This window comes from Cellulophaga sp. L1A9, from assembly GCF_009797025.1.
GTDB lineage: Bacteria > Bacteroidota > Bacteroidia > Flavobacteriales > Flavobacteriaceae > Cellulophaga.
In genome coordinates, this window is record NZ_CP047027.1 from 3,272,740 (window position 1) to 3,291,704 (window position 18,965).

The following is an 18,965-nucleotide window of genomic DNA, read 5'->3' on the forward strand; positions in this document are numbered from 1 at the left end:
TGCAATTGCATGTTATCAGACCATAGGAAAGAGGTACTTTTATAAAGGAATTATGGACTTGCCACTATTCTTTTTTATTTTGAAGAAACGGATTGTACATCATAATAGCATGGTTTTCTACAATCATTGATTCGGTTTCCGCTTCACCAGTGTTTATTATTTTGAATATTTGGTTGTGCCTAGAGTAACCTCCCCAATATTGCTGTTTAATTTGATGATTGCGCTCCTCAATTTTATACGATTCTTTAATTACATTGTTTGAGAACAGCTCGCCATTTAAATGTGTTTCATCCAACCAGAGTTTAATTATGAAACTATTTTTTGTTTCATTTTTTATCTGCAGGTCAATATAATTATAGGAGAGTGTTGCACCCGCACCAAAGGGTACTTTTCTATTCACATCTGGGAAAACATCAAATCCATGTCTGTATCGCTCTATAATTGTAAGAGGGCTATGTGCAAAAACCCAAAAAAGGAGATTTCCTAGTTGACAGAGTCCACCCCCAATATCATGAGCTATGGTTCCGCTTTTTAAAACCAAGCCTTCTAAATATCCTTTTCTCTTGGTGGGGCGGCCTACAAGTTTCCAGAGAGAGAAATATTCATTGGGTTTTATCTCTATCTCATGTAAATGTTTTATAGCAATAATAAGGTTTGTTCTTTTGTTCTCCTGAAGGTACATATCCACATCTTTAAGAGGTCTTAGAACAAGAGATCTATGTTTAAATACAGAATGCTTAAAGCCTGTTTTGTTGGTAGTGTTCGCGTATTTACGATCGGTAAAAATCCAATGATACCTCCGCTTAAAGATAAAATATTCTTTTCCTAAAAGTTGTCTTAATGGCCCACGTTGTTTCGGTTTTTTTATTTCGTTCAAGCTTGTGTATTTAAGTTTCAAAACCAATCCAAATATTTGAAGGTCTTATAAAGATACTGTTTATGCGCGCTGAACTATGCCCACTGTTGTAGCGTTTTTTTTATTTGCATTCTTTCCATGGAGAATGTTTTAGATTTTTGGTCTAATAAAGTTATCATCAGTATATTTTTTTTGATTAACTCAGATTCATTCAGGTGTAAATTTCCATTGTATTGTCTATTCTTTTTAATAAGATTAAATACTAATGTTATTATTTTGTCAAGATGATCTTCGTTCATATTTTGAATTAGGATAAGGAAATCATCTGTCCCTATTTCTGAAATTTCTGGTATAGAAAGATTAAATTCACTTTTCAATGCGGTATTAATATCCTCCAAGGAATGCTGCTCGTTTTCAGCTTCAAAATCATTAACCTTCCGGATAAGATTTTTAAGCAGCTCTGTTAATCGTTGTACTTCCCGTAGGATAAAATCTTTTTCTTCAATCAAAATTTTTCGGTTTATTTTTCAGATCATTATTAAAAAGTACTCTTCCTTTTAGTGCTTAAGTGATAATGCATAACAAGCATTATCTTTGAGTGTAGCACTACGGTCTTGATTTTCAAAAGTAGCATACGTTTTTTTAAAATAAAACCTTAAGACATATGCTTTTCTTACTGCGCAATACAACTGGAACGCGCAAAAAACAGGCATGTTGTCTAGTTTTAGTTTGTTAGTTTATTTTGATGCTAATAACAGATTAAATTTATCTTATGCTTTTATAAAGTTATGCAGTAGGGTTAACAATGATCTGTTTTAAGAATAGGGACCAAAATTAGTAGGACTGTTCTTGGATTGATTTAGTGACCTTAGATTTAACTTCTCCAGTATGTTTCGTAGTTTTAGTTTCTATTAACAGTATTGAACATTCTTCTTTAGACGAAACTCTATGGTTAATACCTTTGGGTACCACAAATAAATCTCCCGTTTTCATGATTTTATTCGGTTCATTTTCAACCTCCATTAAAAGTTCTCCAGAAATAATAAAAAATAGTTCATCTTCATTTTCATGATTATGCCAAGGAATATCCTCTCCTTTAATCTTGGCAATTTTTACATATTGATCGTTAACTTCTGCTACTATTTTTGGAGAAAAGAAATCTTCAACCCCTTTTAATTGTTCTTTTATATTCATTTGATTTCTAAATTTTTCTACAATCTTAAAAAATAAAAGTAACAGTTATTTTTTATAGGAGCTTGTGGTTTTCTTTGAAAATTAAAATTAAAAGCAATTGGTTGAAATCATCTACGATGTTTTATCGCGTTACAGCCTTTTTTATTTCGGGAGATTGCGTTATAAAATTGGAAATATCTTTCGCCCAAATTTGATAGGTAGTTTTTGAGGGATGCACTCCATCACTAAAAAAATCAGACGGATTTATTTTAAGCTTGTAACGTTTAATAAGATCTATAGAACTTACTTGGCGCGTATAAAAGTAAACACCCTCATAATCTTTTACAATTTCTTCTAATTCGTTTCCTAGAATCGTAACGAGATTACCAATGGTAAACTTTATTAAAGATGTAAACGCGGGGAATTCTTTGATAGGCGGCATATTTGTAAATATAATAGGAACTCCTTTAAATTTTAATTGAATACTTTTTATCAGCGCACGAATATCTCTATTCCATTTTTTAGGAGAGTTTAATTCAAAAGCATCATTTCCTCCAAGTCCAATCACAATAAAATCAACCGATTCTTCCGTAATGGAACCTATAATTTTGTCACAAACTCGCTTTGCCGTGTAGCCACTTTTGGCATAAACCTTCCAATCAATATTTGTATTTAACGCTATGGCTAATTCACACGCTAAACTACCTGTGAAGCCTTCTTGGTGTGTAGCGACACCTACACCAGCAATAGTGCTTTCTCCTATGGTGAGCATACGGAGAACTTTCTTAGTGGCCACAGAAGTAATGCCTATTGGTCCTTTTGCCTCTGGTAGCCTAGGGACATTTTTCTTTATTTTTTTTCCTTGAAAATAGAGTAGGGGTAAAAGCGGAATGCTGATGATTGCTCCTAAAATATATTTTAGATTCATGTCTTTTAATTATGATGATACTGTAAGGATTGGCGTTTTAAGAGAAGTACTATTTTCTTTTTAAGTCGTTTAGTATAAGATTAAAGTGTTTCAATATTCTTTTTTACGTTATGAGTTGACTATTTTATGTGTTAGGAGTCCTAATACAAAACCTCCAATAATTAAAATACCCTAAATTATGAATAAAAGAATTAGTACTATGAGTACATAATAGGGTTGACTTTTTTTAATTACTAAATGCAGAAGCATCTACTCCTAAAGCTGTTTTTGTAACTTTCTCTGCTCTTAATACAGCACCCGTAGAAAGGTGAGTTAAATTAAAATCATTAAGCATTCTTTTACTTTGCGTGCCTTTTCTAGTAAAAGGAGGTCCAAAAATAATTATAGTCATATTTTTATTTTTTATGATTACTCCTGTTGTTTTATTGCTTCCGATTTTCACCATACACTTCTTTCCAGTACCCTGTGTTTTCTTTTATTTTGGTTTTCAACACATCTCGTACTTCCTGTTCTAGTTTTTGTTTTTCATTACCTAGGACAAAATGACTATGGTACATTTTTTCGGATTTAGAAATATAATCATTCATTAAAATAATTTCACTTCCCAATTTGGGAGCCGAATTTAAATACTTCATGCCCTGATGCTCAGTCCAATCATCAATATAGCTTTCTATATAAAGTTTTGTTGTTTTTATATGGAATTCTCCTTTGTTATTGACCGTATAAACTTCCTTCCTAAATCCATAAGGGTAGATGTTTTTTTCCATACGATCTGCACTTGCCCAATAGGAATAGAAAATGATGTTATTTTCTTTTATGCTATAAGTGCCTAGTTCAATGTTCTCACTACTGCAATCCCCATCAAAATCTGAAAGAATATGGGATAATAGTTTTTCACCATTCTTAAATATGATTAGCATTTCAGTCTGTGTTCCTGCATCTGTAGAGGTAATCTCAAATTGAAATTGAGTTCCCTGAATACTTTTATTTTCGGTTTGTGCAGTACATAGGTTCGTGGAAAAGAACAGTACTACTAAAAAAAATTTAAAATATGTCATTCTATATTTCTTATAAATTCTTAAATCGTTGTTCTAGGATGATAAGTTTATCTCAGAATTTTTTTGGAATGTTCTAGGCTTTAGATTAAAATACCTTTCTTATAAAATTAATATACTCATTACAAAAATTATCACAACAACCTCCCATTTGGCAATTTATGTATAAAATAGGAAGTACCAATAGTGATAGAAAAGAGAGGTCTATAAAGGCAACTTTATACTGTTTTTTAGAGCATCTTTTAATTAAATCAATACTAAAACCAATAGCTAAAACGACGAGGATAAAAAATAACATAATGGCAATGCCTAAACCTACATCTGTTGGGTGTTCTTTAGTGCTGTTTGCTTTGGACTCCATTTGAAAATAGGAATAGAGTATCACTAAGGGTGATGCAATGATTACAAATCTTAGCATTATTTTTTTTAGCATTTCCATTTTATGTAATAGTATACAAAGAGTTTAATAGTTAGTAATAAATCAGACCATTTTAGTTATTCTAACGAAATAGATGCTAATGTTATTTTCATGTCGGCTACCGAACTTTTATAGGGGCCATCAAAAAATGTATACGTATTACCCCTAAAAATTATGTTATAAGATCCATCTGCATTTATTTGTATAGTATGTGAAGCAGCTGCAACATCTCTTTTAAATTGGGCTATATCTTCATGTTCTAAATATTTTATTAAGAGCCTCTCATGATCACTAAAATCTGCCCTATTGATAATATTAGCCAATAAATAGATGTAAGCTTCATTTTTATTTTCTAACAAATAAGATGCTTCTGCAAGATCTCTTCTAATTCTCAAACGGTCTTTGTTGACTGTTGTGCCACTATAAGATTGATAGGAATAATCAACCAAAGCTAAATTAAAATATTCAATGGCTTTTGGGTAGTTTTTAGCAGATAGATAAGCATCTGCCAAAGCATGAGCAGCAAGGTGGCTTATGTTCTTGAAGTTTATAATTTCTGTATCCGAGAGCGTATGTTTGGATTTAAAATCAGTTGGAATTTCAGAGAGATACATCAAGTAATTTATTTGCGTAAGGTATTCAGAAACGTTATACCTATCAATACTAGTGTCTAAACTAGTGACTACTTCTGTATATTTTTTATTTGAAGAAAAGGGCGCTAATTGGCTTAATTCAAATGCTTTTATACGTAGAGCATCTGTTAAAACATCATGGTATAAACGAAACTTCTTGGCCTCTTTTAATTTTTCTAATCGTATTTTTTCTAGTTCAGCAAAACGCTCTTTTTCTTCTACACTGCGCTCTGCTTCTCTTTTTTTTCTTCTAGCTTTTATTCGTTCTCTGTCTTTTACCATTAATTCTGCTCTTGATGGGTAATACACTTGAGCGTCTTTTTCAACATCAAAACATCCCATAGCAATAACAGCTTCAGGAAGTTCATTAATAAGGTTTTCTTTAATATATAGACTGCTAAGCTTCAAATCACCTAAAGAGGGAGGTATGCTAGTAAGTTTATTTGTATTTAAATTCAAACGCTTGAGTTTTGTCATCGAACCAATATCGGAAGGCAAGCTCGCAATCAGATTTTTATCTAAGCTTAATGCTTCTAAGTTTTGGAGTGCTGTTATAGACGCAGGAACACTTTTTAAATGATTATAACCTGCACTTAAATCTTTTAAATTAGATAATTTACCTATTGAAGCTGGCAGAACAGAAAGCTCCGTTTTATTTAGCCAAAGTGTTTCTAAAAAGGCTAAGTTGCCTAATTCTTCCGGTAATTCTTTTAACGGATTTAATTGCAATTGTAAGACTTTCAGGGCGCTTAGTTTCTCTATGTCTTTAGAGATTTGGGTAATTTTATTTGCTGTTAGGTCTAATTTTTCTAAGTTGAGTAGGTTGTAAAAAGATGTAGGAAGCGCTGTAATTTGATTATCTCTCAAAGCTAAATTTTCAAGCATGGAGAGCTTTCCTATTTTCTTAGGAAGCGTAGAAAGTTGATTTTTGTTTAATCTAAGATCCTTTAAAACTTTTAAATTAAAAATGGATTCTGGTATTTCGGTCAGTTTATTTTGATTTACAACTAGTTTTTCAAGATGTTTTAAATCTCCTATTTCCTCAGGCAGTTTAGTCAACTGATTGTTGCTTATGTCTAGCGTTTTAAGGTATATTAATTTTCCAATGCTGCTAGGTAATTCCTTTAGGTTCTTAGAGGATAAATCTAAGTATTCAATACGTTCCGGAGTTTGTAGCGCTTCTTCTAATGAAGTACCGTTTTTTTGGGCTGATGTATTTGGTATGAAAATTAAGAAAAGAGCTATGAAACCAAGTATTTTAGGCATGTATTATTTTTATGATGAACACGTAAATTGATGCTATTTAGTAAATATAGAAAAAGGGAGAATTAAACGGAGGCGTTTGTTTGCTTTTAGTATTGATTCCTTTTGTTTAATTTGGCTTTTCTCATGGCACGACGGTCATAACTCCCAATATATAAATTGCTTATTTCTGGGTATTGTTTGGCAACAACAAGGGGTATACAAGCTTCTAAACGACCACAAGGAAGGCTGTCTTTATGAAGCCTAGTTCTAAATGAAAACTCCTGATACTGATAGGTATACTTAATATATAAGTCGGCATAGCCCTCAGAGCTAGAAAAAGCCTTAGTTACTTTAGCCTCTATAGTGGCTGCGTATGCTAAAAGTTCAGATTCATGTTTTGGAAATCCATCAATTATTATTTTAGAATTATAAGGATTCTTACGGTCATAAGCTACATTGTAAAAACCATTAATTATAGGATTTGCAGTTCTAACATAATCGGGCCATCCAGCATCATCCGGATCACGGGCTTCATATAATATGCCGTTAACATAAAACCGATAGTCAAAGGTGCCACTTTCACCATAGGATACTTTGGTAAGCTTGCCTCGCGTAATGCTTTTGTTTTCTAGTAGCGAAACTTCATTTGTATACGTTTTATACAATCCAAAGGAAATAAAAATTACAAACGCAAAGAGAATCAAATTACTCTTTTCATTATTCTGTTTAGGATTAATTTTTACTTGATTATATTTCATAATAAACAATCCTTATGAAGGAGAGGAGTTGCTAAAGAGGAGTAAAGGAAAATTAAGAGGTATCATTAAAATTTTAAAATACTCCACCTATATTTTTAAAATATACTGATGCTCGGCGTATAATAACAGTTTCAGCAAATACAATTTTTGCTTTAGTTATTTTATCTTTAAAAGGTCTAGTTTTCTTTCTAAGACAGCAATATCTTCATCGGCAATGATTTCTTTTAAGAACTTAATAGACTTTAACTTACCCACTTCTCTATAATGGATAATTATTTTTCGATTCTCAATATCATATCCTTCTAGATCCTTGTACAAAACCAATTTTTTATTCATAAAACCAGCCTGAAAAACAAAATGTTTTTCATGAAACAGAAATGCTTTTATATTCATGTTTAAGAAACCAATGAACAAAAAAAGTACTCCAAATACCAATGGCATTAGCACTAGTGCTTTTGTCATAGCAGATAACACCAATGTTCCAACAAGGAAAATTCCTGCTAACATAAAGGGTTTGTTTCTAGCTTTCCAGCTTAAGCCTATTTCTTCAATTGTTTTATCCATAGTTTTCTTTATTAAATTTCGTTTCTTCTAAGTCGTTGACTGTTTTTTTTATGCCCATTATTCCTACCATCCCTAGTGGAATAAATAAAATACTTCCAATATAAAAAATGATACTGCCTACTTTCGTTTTGTCTAGAATCATTAAAACAATACCTAGAATACAAAAAAGGAAGGCTATTAATGTAGGTATAAAAAGCATGTTGTACTCTTCTGAAAATCCAGTATAGGCTAAGATTAAAGAATTTAGTGCGAGTCCTAAATAAGCTAATGCATTTATTTTTTTCATTATAAATAATTTTGTAAGAATCATTTTTTATTCAGAGTGATCTAAAAAAAATGAGTTTTTTTGGTTATAAAAGGATATTGAGAAAATAGAACGTATATGTAGGGTCGTTTAGTACCTAATAGCATTTATAAGTTCACTATTTTACCCATGGCTAATTACAAACTAGAAGGAGTTTGCATTATTAGCATTCTATAGTTGTAGTAAACGAAGTGTTTATAGCCCCCTTGGATGAGCTTAAAAACCCTCTATAATAGTACGTTTGTGATAAATTATTTTTTTTCGTCGGCTATTTTGTATAGAATTCCAATACTATCCTTATTTACAATTATTAGCGTAGCATCCTGAATAGGCATTTTTCTAAAATCATCTAGACTGTTATTTATGCCTATCTTTTCTAGAATACTTGAATATGTAGGTCTAGCTATATTTTTCTTTAAAATACCCGATTTTTCATAGATATAAACTCGTTGTGCAGACAGTACTTGATGTTTTGTTCTTTCAATTCTATAGGTATCGTTTAAATTTAACTGTTGATAATCATTGAGCGTTGAAAAATAATGTACAATTCCGAAAAATGGAATAGCCATGGGTAACACACTTAATATAAGTAAAGCTAATAATGTGAAGAAATAAATTTTAATAGGTTTTCTTTTCCAATACTTTAATAGTATCAAGCTTGTAAAGCATAACCAAATCCAGGCAATAATTTTAGGGGTATAATATCCTGAATAACTATACTCGTAAAATGATACTATAACGCCACTAATAAAAATAAGGCTGATTAGTACGTAGCATATCTTGATGAATGTATTCAAAGGAGGTAGGGGGTTTATAGTGGAGGCAATAGGCTAATTTTTTTTGATTGTGTTTTTTACAATTCTTCTAAGATAGATTTTCCTTTGGACATATCTCCGGATGTCCATTCCCAAGATTCATGAAGTCTTATTTTTCCATTTGTAGTTATTTCAGGTTTAGAGAAACAAATTCCGGTCATTAACTCCCCTTTTTTATTAACCTGATGATAACGCATTTCAATCGTTCCATCTTTACCGACCAAGCCTATTAAGTGCCCTTTTAGAATTTTCGCACCATGATATTCAGAAGTTAAAATAGTTCCGTTTTGTTTATAATGAAAAACGGTGTCTTCTGTTGTTTCTCCGTTTGCGGAGTTTTTAATGGGTCTAAATTTTTTGTTATTGTAATCCATAATCAAAATTAAAGGAACTCTTTAAACTGTTTTTGTTTTAATAATGGGCGTTCATCGCTTCTACTACTGAAGTACACATCATTTCTACTTTCTCCATTCGAGGCAATGTAATTATTTCTAAAAACACCTTTTTTTATAACAGCTACTGCAACCCCAAGTGTCTTTAAATGCTACTCCGAAAACAAGCTATCTATTTTTTGGCCAACGCTTTTGTTTGGGTATTAAGCAAATCCATTACACCTTAAGAATAAAAGAATAATTTTAAAAGTGATGCTGGCTTTTTTTAGCATTTACTTAGGAATTATTCTTATTCTGAATCTGTTTTTATCAATCACTACTTTCATAAAACAAGATGCAATTTTTTATATTAAAACATCTCCATTAGCAATTTCATTAATTAAAGTAATCAAGGGTGCTACAAATTCAGCATAATATGGGGGAATTATATGGCTTTCTTTTCCTGCACTAATGACATCTTTTTTTTCAGAAACAGCAGCCAAATCACTTCTAATAGCCTCCCAGCTACTGGAAACGCTATCTTCCATTACTTCGCGGCTTGTAATACCTTCTGGAGTAAGAACCAAACCATAAACACCCCCGAATAAGGGTTTATCAACCATTCCAAATTTTATAGTAGCAACAGTATACTTTTCTGAAAATTTCTTCATTTTCTTTTCATTTTTCATATAACTTACTAAAACATCTTCTAGTCCTAATTCTTTAATCCTATCTTGGATATTAGAGGTTTTTATAATCTTTTCTGGAAGGTAATTTAGTTTTTGTAGTTGAGGTAAGGCTATGCTCAAAATATCTTTCAGCGCATCTTGCATTGCGGTTAATTGTTCTTGCGGTACAGATAACTTATTTTTGATTACAAAATTTTCCCATACACTGTTATTTATTTCTTCAGGTACATTAGTCTGAGTAAATACATTGATATCTGCTTTTTCCGCTTTTAGTAAACCCGGCATATCCGTTTGTGATAAAACTCTATAGTTGGTTATCAAAAAACCTATGCTATCTCTCTTTCCTGTAATACGGGTTTTGGCATGTACTCCAATAAAAGCTACAATATGTTCATTAGGAAGTAGCCCTAGCGGTGTTGCAATTTGCTGGGTTGCTTTTTCTATAATTGTTAAATAGTCCTCCCAAATAGGATGTTTTGCTTCCGGTACAAACAAGATTTGTTGTACAGCTTCAGACGTATTTTCAAAATAGTCGACTAAATGCTTGATTACTTTTTCCATGTTGTTATTGTTTGGTTATACTAGCGTAAAATGATGCACTTTAGTATAGAGTTATTTGAAATAATATAAGCCTATAGCTAGACAAAGAAAGCGGCTTCATTAGTGAAGGGCAGTGCTATCAATTTTAGAGAATCCAATCGGCACTTTTTTATCCAATTTATCTGCGGTGATAATTCTATGGGTATAAGAATTAATAGTAAGTCTCATATTTCTTTTGTGGTTTGTGATATAAATATTCTTACCTTTTTTCTTAAATTCAGATTCTTCTGTTTCTGAGATAATTGTTAAAATAAGCTGTTCAATTTTGTCTATCGAAAGTTCTATATTCAGCTTCTTATTAATTCTTCCATAAACAAGCTTTGTATAACAGATGTTTTCTAAGATTTCTTTTTTCAAATTGTTGGCCTTAAAGGTTTGCTCTATTTGTTTTTGTTATGTTGAGGTTATGAAGTTGAGGTAGCCAAGATATTATTTTCGATTTGGGTATACAAGGTAAATTTTAGTACCTGAGCGCATAGTAAATTTTTTATTAAAAAGAAATATTGAACAGCCAACCCTTATTAGAACCAAGTCATATGATTGAGATGCAGAGGTTTTAAATAGTTTAATAGGTTGATTGGATTGTTTTGATACTAGTAGATCATGACTATTTTCTTCAATTTTTTTCACACCATTGTAAAAAATCTGTCAGCACATCATCCCATTTCTCTATATATTCTTCTTTTTCAGATTGTGGAAGTATAGAATACGAATGGTCTAAATTAGGGTATACTTTAAAAGTTAGATTATTTTTTTTATTTCGAATGAATTCAATGGGTATTAAATATGCAGATTCTATGGGAACAGCCTTGTCTTTTGCTCCGTGCGCAACATAAATGGGAATATTAATTTTTAGTAAATTATGTATTGCAGGCGCTACAGATGAACTCCATTTTTTATAGGGATGTCCAAGCCACTTCTTTGTTAAACTATTCGGATGCTGGTATATATCCTTGACTTCCTTGAACACCTTTTCGATTTCTAAAATTGATTCCTCCTCGGTCATTTCTCCCCGTTGCACCGTTTTTCTAACATCAAGTATAAAATCATAATACTGTGCATTACCACCACCTGAAAAATAGCCAATATTTGAAATGTTAGCATTGCTAGTTCCTAGTTTAGCAGCCACTTCCGTACCTTCAGAATGGCCTAAAACGATAATTTTATGTGGTTTTTTTACCATACCATCTGCGAGGTAATTGATTACCTCATCAGCTTGCCATACTCTATACATTAGGTTGTCATTTTCGTAGAATGATTTTGGAACTTCAAAATCATTTCCCACTAGTTCAAAAGGAATATTTTTTTTAGATATGGCAACTAACAAATAATCTTTAGGAAGCGTACTTAAATTAAAGGGTAGAGTTCTGTGAATCTCGACATACTTTTTAACTTTTAATTCTTTGTTTTTTGAAAATTTAGTGGTGTCCACATGTTTAAAAGATCTGTAAAAAGGGTCACTGCCAGAGCCTTGAAGGTACAGGAGAATAGTTTTCTTTGAAGATGAATCTCCATTAGAGTAAGTATGATAGTTAATGGTATCCTTATTTTTTACAATTGTAAAATGGGCAAATTTATGTTCAAAATACTTTTTTTGAGCCGATGTTTTAAAAATACAGACCAAAGTTGCTAGAAGGGAAAGAATTAATCTCATGAATTTCTAATTTCCTATAAAGACGGATCAGTTTTTTAAATGTTGCATTGCTTTGTCTTTGAAGGTATAGTAAAGACTAGGGAAGCGGTTTGAAAGGTTTTTTTCTGACTGCTCACTTGTTGTAAAACTTTGGTTTTAAGTATTCTAGTTCAAAGCTAATCCCATGATTTAGCGACCTGATGTATATAGAGCGTCTTTTTTGTTTAGCTCTAAAGTCCGCATTACGCATAGATTTTGTGGTCGTTAGTTTTTCTTTACTTCAATACTAGAACCTAAATGTGCTTCAAATGTTTTTCCGTAATCATTCTCCGTTTTAAAAATTCCAATATATGAAGTTCTATCTTGAGTTAATTCCACTTCATGTAGAAATCCACCTTTCTTTGAAATAAGCGTATCTCCTATGACTACAGATGTTTTTCCGTTCGTATTATAACCAACGAATACAAATTCTTCTTTGTAAACTGAGTTTATTTTTTTGGTATTTGTAGCATTAGGTATCTGTCTAATGGTCAAACTATCAAAAACATATTTATCTTTAATTTCATTCACAATGCTCTCCAGGGAATCATTACTTTTCTTTAATATCAAAATTTCCATTTCTAGTTTTGCAGATTGATTGTTATTTCGACAGCTAAAAAAAAGGGTCTGTAAAAGGATTAGTATAAGTAGTTTCTTCATTTTTAAAATTTATGATCCTATTTTAGTCAATAGTAGTTAGGGGGTAAGTTAACTTTTCGTTTGCACTACGTATGCAGTGTTTTTTTTAATTTGCTTGAATGGCGCACATTTAGCCATATTGCTTATTTTCATTTGCCGAGTTGGAAGCAGTTTTATCTAATTTTTACTTTGAATATTTTTTATTAATAACACTCAAAGTAGATTTTTTGGTAACCAAATTCATTAAAATACCCTTTGTATTTAAAAAGTTTGAACATAAAATTGTCATCATCAAACTTGTAATGTTTCCATCCATTGTAAATTTCTCCATATTCTTGGTGCTCTGTGATTTTTAAAGTATTTAATTCTTTGAAAATAGCTTGAGCTATAAGGTATGTCTTTTCTATTGAAGTATATTTAAGCAATAAGAATTCACCATATTCATCTTGATCTAGCCGTATTCTATACTCTTGATTATTTTCTTCTTGATCTTGACTATCATAAATAGTATAGCAAAAACTTTGTTTGTCTTTTAATCTAAAGAAAGAAAAGGTGGTGAGATAACCATCAAATACATATCCTTCTCTTCCTTCGAAATTAATTTTCCTGAATTTTCCTTCTAGGTGTAATTTCAAGTTTTCATTCTCAGTTACTTTAATTTCTTCCCCATATTGCTGTATGCCAGCTTCTGCTAGTGCACCAAAATCAAGTTTTCCTATAACTTTTGAAGAGGTTTCAGGTTTTTCTCTAACAAGTAATCCATTTAATGCAAGGACATACATTTTTTCAAGTCCATTTCTCTTATAGTTTAATAAAATATTATTTATATAATTAAATCTATCCGTGTATTCTTCATATTCTTCCCCGTATTCATCGATCTCTTTTATATACTTATGTTTTTTTGGGTTATATTCAAAAAACTGACCTTGCGATCCGTTATGGAAACCATTTAAGTCATAACTTAAATGGAATTTTCTTATGGCATCTATAGCCAAAGACGTCTTATAAGTTATCGTTATAATTTGAAAATTCTTTTGAAGTTGTTCAAAGGTTACATCAATATTAACTTTTTTTCCATTTTCTAGAAATGAAACGCTTTCTGCTATTAGTGTTCCACTTTCAATTTCTAAAACTCCTCCTTCTATTTTTATAAAGGGATATTCACTTAAATCTAAATCTTGAATATAGAAATCATAAAAATGCTCAGCTCTTAATGAAGTGGATGACAAAAATAATATGGAGAGAATGAACAGTTTCTTTAGTATAGCATGCTGTATTAATATTTGATACTTCATTAATTCTAAATAATTTAAATATTTGAAAAGTTCGTGTGGATGTACCGCTAACATTTCAGTTCGTATGTTTGGTTTTATAGTTTGAATATAACATAATTATAAGACTAATTGAGAATTAGACAGCAAGTCCATGAGTTTGTTAGACATACACTTGGTGTTTTTACTCGGACAGCTTAGCTTAATTATATTTTTTGGGAAGAAATTTATCGCCTTTGGTATTTATATAGAGAGTTTTTTGGTCTAATAGAACTTCAAAATATAGATTATATTTTTTGTCATTTTTTGAATCAAAACTTGGGTACGTACCAACTGATTTCATTTAGAAATTTTTTTAAATAAAGCTTGAATCTTAAATATATGACAACTATAGTAGAAAACAAGCTAGCTTATCACCTAACCATTAAGCGGCCTTGACTTTTCTTAAGAATGGGGCGCTACTTTCATTTTTTAACAATCACTTAATGTGTCAACTGTTATTTTCTTCTTCTTCTTCTTCTTCTTTCCAATCTCCAACCCATCGATTGGGAGCTACCTGTTCCATAACAGGAATCCCTTTTGCGTACGTCGTTTTTAAGTACCCTACTATGGCTAAAGTTAGTACAACAATAAAAAATACTAATACTAGGGATACCCAAATAGGAACCTCATTTCCATTTAAAAGGCCATAAATGAGCAGCGCATCAAAACCAATCATTAAAAAAGGAATAAAGAAATAGAAGCCAGCTTTTTTTACCATTGAATAGTACTTATCCATGTTTTTGTTAAATGCATAAAGTAATTCGCCAACAAATAGAAAAGTAAAAATAAAGCAGAAAATAAAAGTTCCTGCAAGTTTAATAAATAATGTAAATCCTAAAGTAATAACCTTGTCATTTAATTTATTGTAATTAATTTTATAGGTATCTCCAAGTTTTACATCTGTTGTGGAGAATTCTAGCTCTCTTTCAATAGTCTGACCGTATTGGGTAAGAAAGCTTACTGTTGGAGTGTACATTGTTTCATATTCATCCGAGTCAGAATCATAAACCTCTTCGCTGGTGTAACTACTAACAGTTGCTGTATAATTTTCGCCAGATATTAATATAGTAAAGGTGTCTTTAACCGTGCTTATGAAAATGCTCCCTGAGAAGATAAAAAAAATATTAATACTAAATAAAATTAAGCCTATATAGCCATAGGTAATACAACCACTTTGGGAACCGAGTCTCTTTACAACAAGAATAGTAAATATGGAGGTAGCTAGAATAAAAGCGACGGAATAGATAGGGTCAATGGCCATTTTTTTTATTGAAATTAGAGCTCATCTTAACTCTTTAGTTAATATGGAAAATAGACAATAATTTATTCTGCTGATGTGCTTGCAATATTAGAATTAATTACCTGTGCTGCAACACGTTCTTTTTCAAGGAGTTTAGGGGCTATCCACTTCTTGTAAATAAAAAATTCAGCAATAGGAAAAAGTAACACCAGAACTGCCAAAATACATAATGACTTTACCATAGCCCAATATTGATTACTGAGCAAAGAAGTAAACCAAGTATCTAATTTTTCTAAAACAGCTACTTCAATATCTTTATGACCTACAGAGATAAGAAAATCCATTCCTGCACTAAAATCATCGTACGCGATCATATCATCTAAATTGGTATGAGCAGCTTTTGCAACGGCAAGATTAAGCATGGCATACACTCCCGCTTTATAAATATCTGTGCCATATTTTGTAATTAAATAACCCGCTATTTTATTTTTTCCTGAATCTATGAGCGAATAGCCAGAGTTGTGATTTTTTGCTTCTTTTCTCAATTGAAAGATAAACTCATCAGACCGGTCTTTGGTATCTATGGCAGTGGCTTGTATTTTGCCGATGAAATTGTTTTTAGCTTCTTCGGTTTCAAAAGCAAATCCTAGGGTGTTGGTGTAGATTCCAGAAACAATGTTTGTTTTCTCCTTTTCTAAGCATTTATAAATGCCACGGATAAGACCTATCTGTCCAAAAATATATAAGAAAGACAGTATGACAATAGGGATGTATAATTTTACGGCCCAATTATAATATTTAGGTTTTCTTTTTAGGAGCTTTTTTTTGGCAATAAGGATCACGTAGGTGAGTGAAATAGCGAAGCCTAGGAATAGAAATAAGAGGGTGTTAAAAATTAAAGTGCCCGAATGTGGAATTACGGTATCTCTTACGATACTCCAAATAAAAGGCCAATCTATTTTTTCTAAATATTCCATAGCTGTTTTCAGATAACTTACAATTCGCCTGCTTTAGTATTTTTAAAGCAAAAAAAAACCACTAAGTGTTCTTATTGTTTCACTTAGTGGTTGCTTTTTTTGTATTAATTGTATTTTTTCTCGGAAACAACATTTCCATTTTTGTATTCTGTTTCTTTAGAAACCTTTCCGTTAAGCTTATAGTACTTCCATAGACCGGTTTTTTCATGGTTTAGATACTCACCTTCACTTTCAACTTTACCTGCAGCATTATACGTCTTAGCCGGACCTTTTTTTCTACTGTCCTCAAAAGTGTACATGTCTTTTAGCATTTTATCATCTGCATAACTTTTCCATTCACCAGATTTGTAGCCCATGGTAAACTGTCCTTCAAGAACAAGTATTCCATCTTCAGAATAGAGTTGGTAAGGACCATTACGGTGTCCATCTTTAGAATCTGCCACTTCTTTTTTGGTACCGTTAGCATAAAAATTAACTAGATTTTTTAAGTAACTAGCTTCATATTTTTTCTCGCTGAGGATGATTCCTGCAGAGCTGTAATATTTACAAATACCATCTAATTTATTGTCTTTGTAAAGTTCTTCTGATTTTAATTTCCCATTAGAGAAATATTCCTTTTTAGAATAATCTTTAGCATCGGAGTAATTTTTTTCCCAGATTAAACGGCCGTCTTCTGTTTTTTGATTCCATTTGCCCGTAGCTTCATTATCTTTATAATAAGATGTTTCTACAAGTTTTGTTCCGATACTTGCATCTTTAAGATGTGCTACCCATTTACCATTCTTTAAATCACTACTATAAGATTCTACTTTTTGAAGAATGCCTTTATTAGTGTATGTTTTCCATTCACCTTCTTTGAGGCCATTTTTATACGTAAAATCTTCATATACTTTACCATTGGAGTAGTAAGAAGTGCTTTTGCCATCTGCTTGCCCATTTTCATTGAAGGTAATTTCTTGTTCTAATTTTCCAGTGAAATCAAAATCTTTCTTAGTACCTATCATTTTACCATTTTTAAAAGTAGCTTGGGTATAGGCACCACTATTTTCTGCAATTTTATAAGCGCCCTCTAGCGGTTTGTCATCTGTTTTAAAAATAGTTTCTTTTCCAAATCTTTGGGTGTCTACATCGTTCCACATCAAATACGTCTCTTGTGCTTGTAGGGTAGATGCAATTAAAAGTAATAGGATTAAAAGGGTGTTTTTCATGGTGGTAGGTATTCATTAGTAAGTTCTAAAAATAAAGCTAAATAATTAATATCCTCAATTTTAATACTATTTTCTATCGATAAAGTAGATTTTAAACTCTTCTAATGAATAGATAATCGTTCCTTGTAGCAATAAGAATGGAGGCTATAACAGACCTCTAGCTTTAATTTCTAAATATTTATTAATGGTATTAATGGTTAAGTGTTCTGGTTTTGTTAGTATGGTTTGTATGCCATACTGTTGTAACTCCTTTTGCATTAATCGTTTTTCTAAAGAGAATTTTTCTGCAATAGTTTTGTGGTAAATACTTTGGATGTCTTCAGCATTAGTATCTATAAGTTCTTTAAGTTCTGTATTCTCAAAAAAGATAACCACCAAGACATGTTTTTTGGCAATAGCCGTCAAAAATGGAAGCTGTCTGCGCATGGCAGAAATATGCTCAAAATTGGTGTATAAAAGTAAGAGACTCCTATGGTTTACTTTTCTTTTAATATGTGCATACAACAAGCCAAAATCAGAATCTGTATACGCCGTGGTAATATTATAGAGTTTCTCTAAGATCGTATTTAGGTAGGTGATTTTTTGTATAGCAGGTAGAAAAATTTCAATCTTTTTAGAGAAAGAAATCATACCTGTCTTATCGTTCTTTTTTAAAGCAACATTAGAAAATGCTAAGGTAGAATTTATAGCATAATCCAATAATTTAAGCTCATTGAAAGGCATTTTCATGACTCTTCCAGTATCTATAATGGAATAAATAGGCTGCGATTTTTCATCTTGGTATTGGTTTACCATAAGCTGACTTCTTTTCGCGGTAGCTTTCCAGTTTATAGTTCTAAAATCGTCTCCAGGGATATAATCTTTAATCTGTTCAAACTCTTGGGTATGGCCAATTCTGCGGATTTTTTTAAGTCCAAACTCCGTAAGGTTATTACTCATTGCAAGAAAATCATATTGTTGCATTTGAATAATACTTGGGTAGACAGGCACCATTTCATCTTTTTGAAATATATACCTGCGCTTTACCATTTTAAGATTGGAAGAAACAAAAATATTTAAATTTCCAAATACATATTCTCCGCGATCCACGGGGCGCACGGTATACTCATATTGTTTTTTTTCTCCTTTTACAAGAGTTGTCGTGTATTCAAAATCACGCTTTTGAAATTGAACGGGGAGCTCATCAATAATTGAAATGAGAAGTTTAAAGGGATAAAAACTTCTGAAATATAGCGTGATGGTATTATGATCACTATTGGATAATTTTTGAGGTGTTATTCGGCTAGCATCTATACCATTTTTTGTCCTGTACAACAAAAAGAGATCTAAGAAAAATGTAGCTAGCAGTAAGAATGTTGTAATCCAAGCAATAGGATAAATCCATTTCATCCAATACGATACAATGAACAGCGCAGCCAATACCGCGATATACCTAAAAAAGGAATTATGTATGTAAAACGATTTTAAAAAATTCATTTGCGCTTAATTAGCTTTGTTCTTTCGTATGA

The 18,965-nt window shown here is 31.6% G+C and carries 22 protein-coding genes; all 22 read right to left on the reverse strand.

Annotation, left to right across the window (positions count from 1 at the left end; genetic code table 11):
- Nucleotides 1–64: 64 nt before the first annotated feature.
- The 22 genes from GQR94_RS14355 to GQR94_RS14460 all read right to left on the reverse strand — a co-directional run bounded on the left by GQR94_RS14355 (nt 65) and on the right by GQR94_RS14460 (nt 18,933).
- On the reverse strand, nt 65–877 hold the full coding sequence (locus GQR94_RS14355) for a VanW family protein (RefSeq protein ID WP_158976230.1): 813 nt from the start codon (nt 875–877) through the stop codon (nt 65–67).
- Nucleotides 878–951: 74 nt separating this feature from the next.
- Nucleotides 952–1,365: a hypothetical protein gene (locus tag GQR94_RS14360; protein WP_158976232.1), complete on the reverse strand. Its 414-nt coding sequence runs from the start codon at nt 1,363–1,365 to the stop codon at nt 952–954.
- A gap of 325 nt (nt 1,366–1,690) precedes the next feature.
- The gene (locus tag GQR94_RS14365; RefSeq protein WP_158976234.1) at nt 1,691–2,050 is read right to left on the reverse strand and encodes a cupin domain-containing protein; all 360 of its coding nucleotides are present in this window, start codon (nt 2,048–2,050) and stop codon (nt 1,691–1,693) included.
- A 121-nt stretch (nt 2,051–2,171) separates the two neighbouring features.
- Nucleotides 2,172–2,957: an SGNH/GDSL hydrolase family protein gene (locus tag GQR94_RS14370; RefSeq protein WP_158976236.1), complete on the reverse strand. Its 786-nt coding sequence runs from the start codon at nt 2,955–2,957 to the stop codon at nt 2,172–2,174.
- A 226-nt stretch (nt 2,958–3,183) separates the two neighbouring features.
- The gene (locus tag GQR94_RS14375) at nt 3,184–3,348 is read right to left on the reverse strand and encodes a nucleoside monophosphate kinase (RefSeq protein ID WP_158976238.1); all 165 of its coding nucleotides are present in this window, start codon (nt 3,346–3,348) and stop codon (nt 3,184–3,186) included.
- Between the two features lie 31 nt (nt 3,349–3,379).
- Nucleotides 3,380–4,015: a hypothetical protein gene (locus GQR94_RS14380; RefSeq protein WP_158976240.1), complete on the reverse strand. Its 636-nt coding sequence runs from the start codon at nt 4,013–4,015 to the stop codon at nt 3,380–3,382.
- 85 nt (nt 4,016–4,100) lie between these two features.
- Nucleotides 4,101–4,430 carry a hypothetical protein gene (locus tag GQR94_RS14385; RefSeq protein ID WP_158976242.1) on the reverse strand — a complete coding sequence of 110 codons (330 nt, stop codon included), beginning with the start codon at nt 4,428–4,430 and terminating at the stop codon, nt 4,101–4,103.
- Nucleotides 4,431–4,507: 77 nt separating this feature from the next.
- A complete protein-coding gene (locus GQR94_RS14390) occupies nt 4,508–6,328 on the reverse strand; it encodes a leucine-rich repeat domain-containing protein (protein ID WP_158976244.1) in 1,821 nt (606 codons plus the stop codon).
- 86 nt (nt 6,329–6,414) lie between these two features.
- Nucleotides 6,415–7,065: a hypothetical protein gene (locus GQR94_RS14395; RefSeq protein ID WP_158976246.1), complete on the reverse strand. Its 651-nt coding sequence runs from the start codon at nt 7,063–7,065 to the stop codon at nt 6,415–6,417.
- Nucleotides 7,066–7,221: 156 nt separating this feature from the next.
- Nucleotides 7,222–7,629 (reverse strand): hypothetical protein, encoded by a 408-nt coding sequence (locus tag GQR94_RS14400; protein ID WP_158976248.1) that lies wholly within the window; start codon nt 7,627–7,629, stop codon nt 7,222–7,224.
- On the reverse strand, nt 7,622–7,915 hold the full coding sequence (locus GQR94_RS14405) for a hypothetical protein (protein ID WP_158976250.1): 294 nt from the start codon (nt 7,913–7,915) through the stop codon (nt 7,622–7,624). Before GQR94_RS14405 ends, GQR94_RS14400 begins: the two co-directional genes overlap by 8 nt.
- A gap of 269 nt (nt 7,916–8,184) precedes the next feature.
- Nucleotides 8,185–8,502 carry a hypothetical protein gene (locus GQR94_RS14410; protein WP_158976252.1) on the reverse strand — a complete coding sequence of 106 codons (318 nt, stop codon included), beginning with the start codon at nt 8,500–8,502 and terminating at the stop codon, nt 8,185–8,187.
- Between the two features lie 284 nt (nt 8,503–8,786).
- Complete coding sequence (locus GQR94_RS14415) at nt 8,787–9,122, reverse strand: n-acetylglutamate synthase (protein WP_370458256.1); 336 nt, start codon at nt 9,120–9,122, stop codon at nt 8,787–8,789.
- A gap of 362 nt (nt 9,123–9,484) precedes the next feature.
- Nucleotides 9,485–10,369, reverse strand: coding sequence for a hypothetical protein (locus GQR94_RS14420; protein WP_158976254.1), 885 nt, complete (start codon nt 10,367–10,369; stop codon nt 9,485–9,487).
- 99 nt (nt 10,370–10,468) lie between these two features.
- Nucleotides 10,469–10,765: a DUF3781 domain-containing protein gene (locus GQR94_RS14425; RefSeq protein ID WP_158976256.1), complete on the reverse strand. Its 297-nt coding sequence runs from the start codon at nt 10,763–10,765 to the stop codon at nt 10,469–10,471.
- A gap of 259 nt (nt 10,766–11,024) precedes the next feature.
- Entirely contained in the window at nt 11,025–12,062 is a 1,038-nt protein-coding gene (locus tag GQR94_RS14430; RefSeq protein WP_158976258.1) for a S9 family peptidase, read from the reverse strand.
- A 243-nt stretch (nt 12,063–12,305) separates the two neighbouring features.
- Complete coding sequence (locus tag GQR94_RS14435) at nt 12,306–12,740, reverse strand: hypothetical protein (protein ID WP_158976260.1); 435 nt, start codon at nt 12,738–12,740, stop codon at nt 12,306–12,308.
- Between the two features lie 182 nt (nt 12,741–12,922).
- Complete coding sequence (locus GQR94_RS14440; RefSeq protein WP_158976262.1) at nt 12,923–14,014, reverse strand: SH3 domain-containing protein; 1,092 nt, start codon at nt 14,012–14,014, stop codon at nt 12,923–12,925.
- A gap of 466 nt (nt 14,015–14,480) precedes the next feature.
- Nucleotides 14,481–15,293 (reverse strand): hypothetical protein, encoded by an 813-nt coding sequence (locus tag GQR94_RS14445; RefSeq protein ID WP_158976263.1) that lies wholly within the window; start codon nt 15,291–15,293, stop codon nt 14,481–14,483.
- A 62-nt stretch (nt 15,294–15,355) separates the two neighbouring features.
- A complete protein-coding gene (locus GQR94_RS14450; protein ID WP_158976264.1) occupies nt 15,356–16,249 on the reverse strand; it encodes a hypothetical protein in 894 nt (297 codons plus the stop codon).
- Nucleotides 16,250–16,353: 104 nt separating this feature from the next.
- The gene (locus GQR94_RS14455) at nt 16,354–17,457 is read right to left on the reverse strand and encodes a toxin-antitoxin system YwqK family antitoxin (RefSeq protein WP_158976266.1); all 1,104 of its coding nucleotides are present in this window, start codon (nt 17,455–17,457) and stop codon (nt 16,354–16,356) included.
- Between the two features lie 144 nt (nt 17,458–17,601).
- Nucleotides 17,602–18,933 (reverse strand): DUF58 domain-containing protein, encoded by a 1,332-nt coding sequence (locus GQR94_RS14460; RefSeq protein WP_158976268.1) that lies wholly within the window; start codon nt 18,931–18,933, stop codon nt 17,602–17,604.
- Between the last annotated feature and the right edge of the window lie 32 nt (nt 18,934–18,965).

What these genes read in the sequence shown, in the direction of transcription:
- GQR94_RS14370 (WP_158976236.1), bottom strand. Translation starts at nt 2,957, where the DNA reads ATGAATCTAAAATATATTTTAGGAGCAATCATCAGCATTCCGCTTTTA.
- GQR94_RS14455 (WP_158976266.1), bottom strand. Translation starts at nt 17,457, where the DNA reads ATGAAAAACACCCTTTTAATCCTATTACTTTTAATTGCATCTACCCTA.
- GQR94_RS14435 (WP_158976260.1), bottom strand. Translation starts at nt 12,740, where the DNA reads ATGAAGAAACTACTTATACTAATCCTTTTACAGACCCTTTTTTTTAGC.
- GQR94_RS14430 (WP_158976258.1), bottom strand. Translation starts at nt 12,062, where the DNA reads ATGAGATTAATTCTTTCCCTTCTAGCAACTTTGGTCTGTATTTTTAAA.
- GQR94_RS14395 (WP_158976246.1), bottom strand. Translation starts at nt 7,065, where the DNA reads ATGAAATATAATCAAGTAAAAATTAATCCTAAACAGAATAATGAAAAG.
- GQR94_RS14390 (WP_158976244.1), bottom strand. Translation starts at nt 6,328, where the DNA reads ATGCCTAAAATACTTGGTTTCATAGCTCTTTTCTTAATTTTCATACCA.
- GQR94_RS14365 (WP_158976234.1), bottom strand. Translation starts at nt 2,050, where the DNA reads ATGAATATAAAAGAACAATTAAAAGGGGTTGAAGATTTCTTTTCTCCA.
- GQR94_RS14450 (WP_158976264.1), bottom strand. Translation starts at nt 16,249, where the DNA reads ATGGAATATTTAGAAAAAATAGATTGGCCTTTTATTTGGAGTATCGTA.
- GQR94_RS14375 (WP_158976238.1), bottom strand. Translation starts at nt 3,348, where the DNA reads ATGACTATAATTATTTTTGGACCTCCTTTTACTAGAAAAGGCACGCAA.
- GQR94_RS14385 (WP_158976242.1), bottom strand. Translation starts at nt 4,430, where the DNA reads ATGCTAAGATTTGTAATCATTGCATCACCCTTAGTGATACTCTATTCC.
- GQR94_RS14415 (WP_370458256.1), bottom strand. Translation starts at nt 9,122, where the DNA reads ATGGATTACAATAACAAAAAATTTAGACCCATTAAAAACTCCGCAAAC.
- GQR94_RS14410 (WP_158976252.1), bottom strand. Translation starts at nt 8,502, where the DNA reads ATGGCTATTCCATTTTTCGGAATTGTACATTATTTTTCAACGCTCAAT.
- GQR94_RS14400 (WP_158976248.1), bottom strand. Translation starts at nt 7,629, where the DNA reads ATGGATAAAACAATTGAAGAAATAGGCTTAAGCTGGAAAGCTAGAAAC.
- GQR94_RS14405 (WP_158976250.1), bottom strand. Translation starts at nt 7,915, where the DNA reads ATGAAAAAAATAAATGCATTAGCTTATTTAGGACTCGCACTAAATTCT.
- GQR94_RS14420 (WP_158976254.1), bottom strand. Translation starts at nt 10,369, where the DNA reads ATGGAAAAAGTAATCAAGCATTTAGTCGACTATTTTGAAAATACGTCT.
- GQR94_RS14440 (WP_158976262.1), bottom strand. Translation starts at nt 14,014, where the DNA reads ATGAAGTATCAAATATTAATACAGCATGCTATACTAAAGAAACTGTTC.
- GQR94_RS14460 (WP_158976268.1), bottom strand. Translation starts at nt 18,933, where the DNA reads ATGAATTTTTTAAAATCGTTTTACATACATAATTCCTTTTTTAGGTAT.
- GQR94_RS14445 (WP_158976263.1), bottom strand. Translation starts at nt 15,293, where the DNA reads ATGGCCATTGACCCTATCTATTCCGTCGCTTTTATTCTAGCTACCTCC.
- GQR94_RS14380 (WP_158976240.1), bottom strand. Translation starts at nt 4,015, where the DNA reads ATGACATATTTTAAATTTTTTTTAGTAGTACTGTTCTTTTCCACGAAC.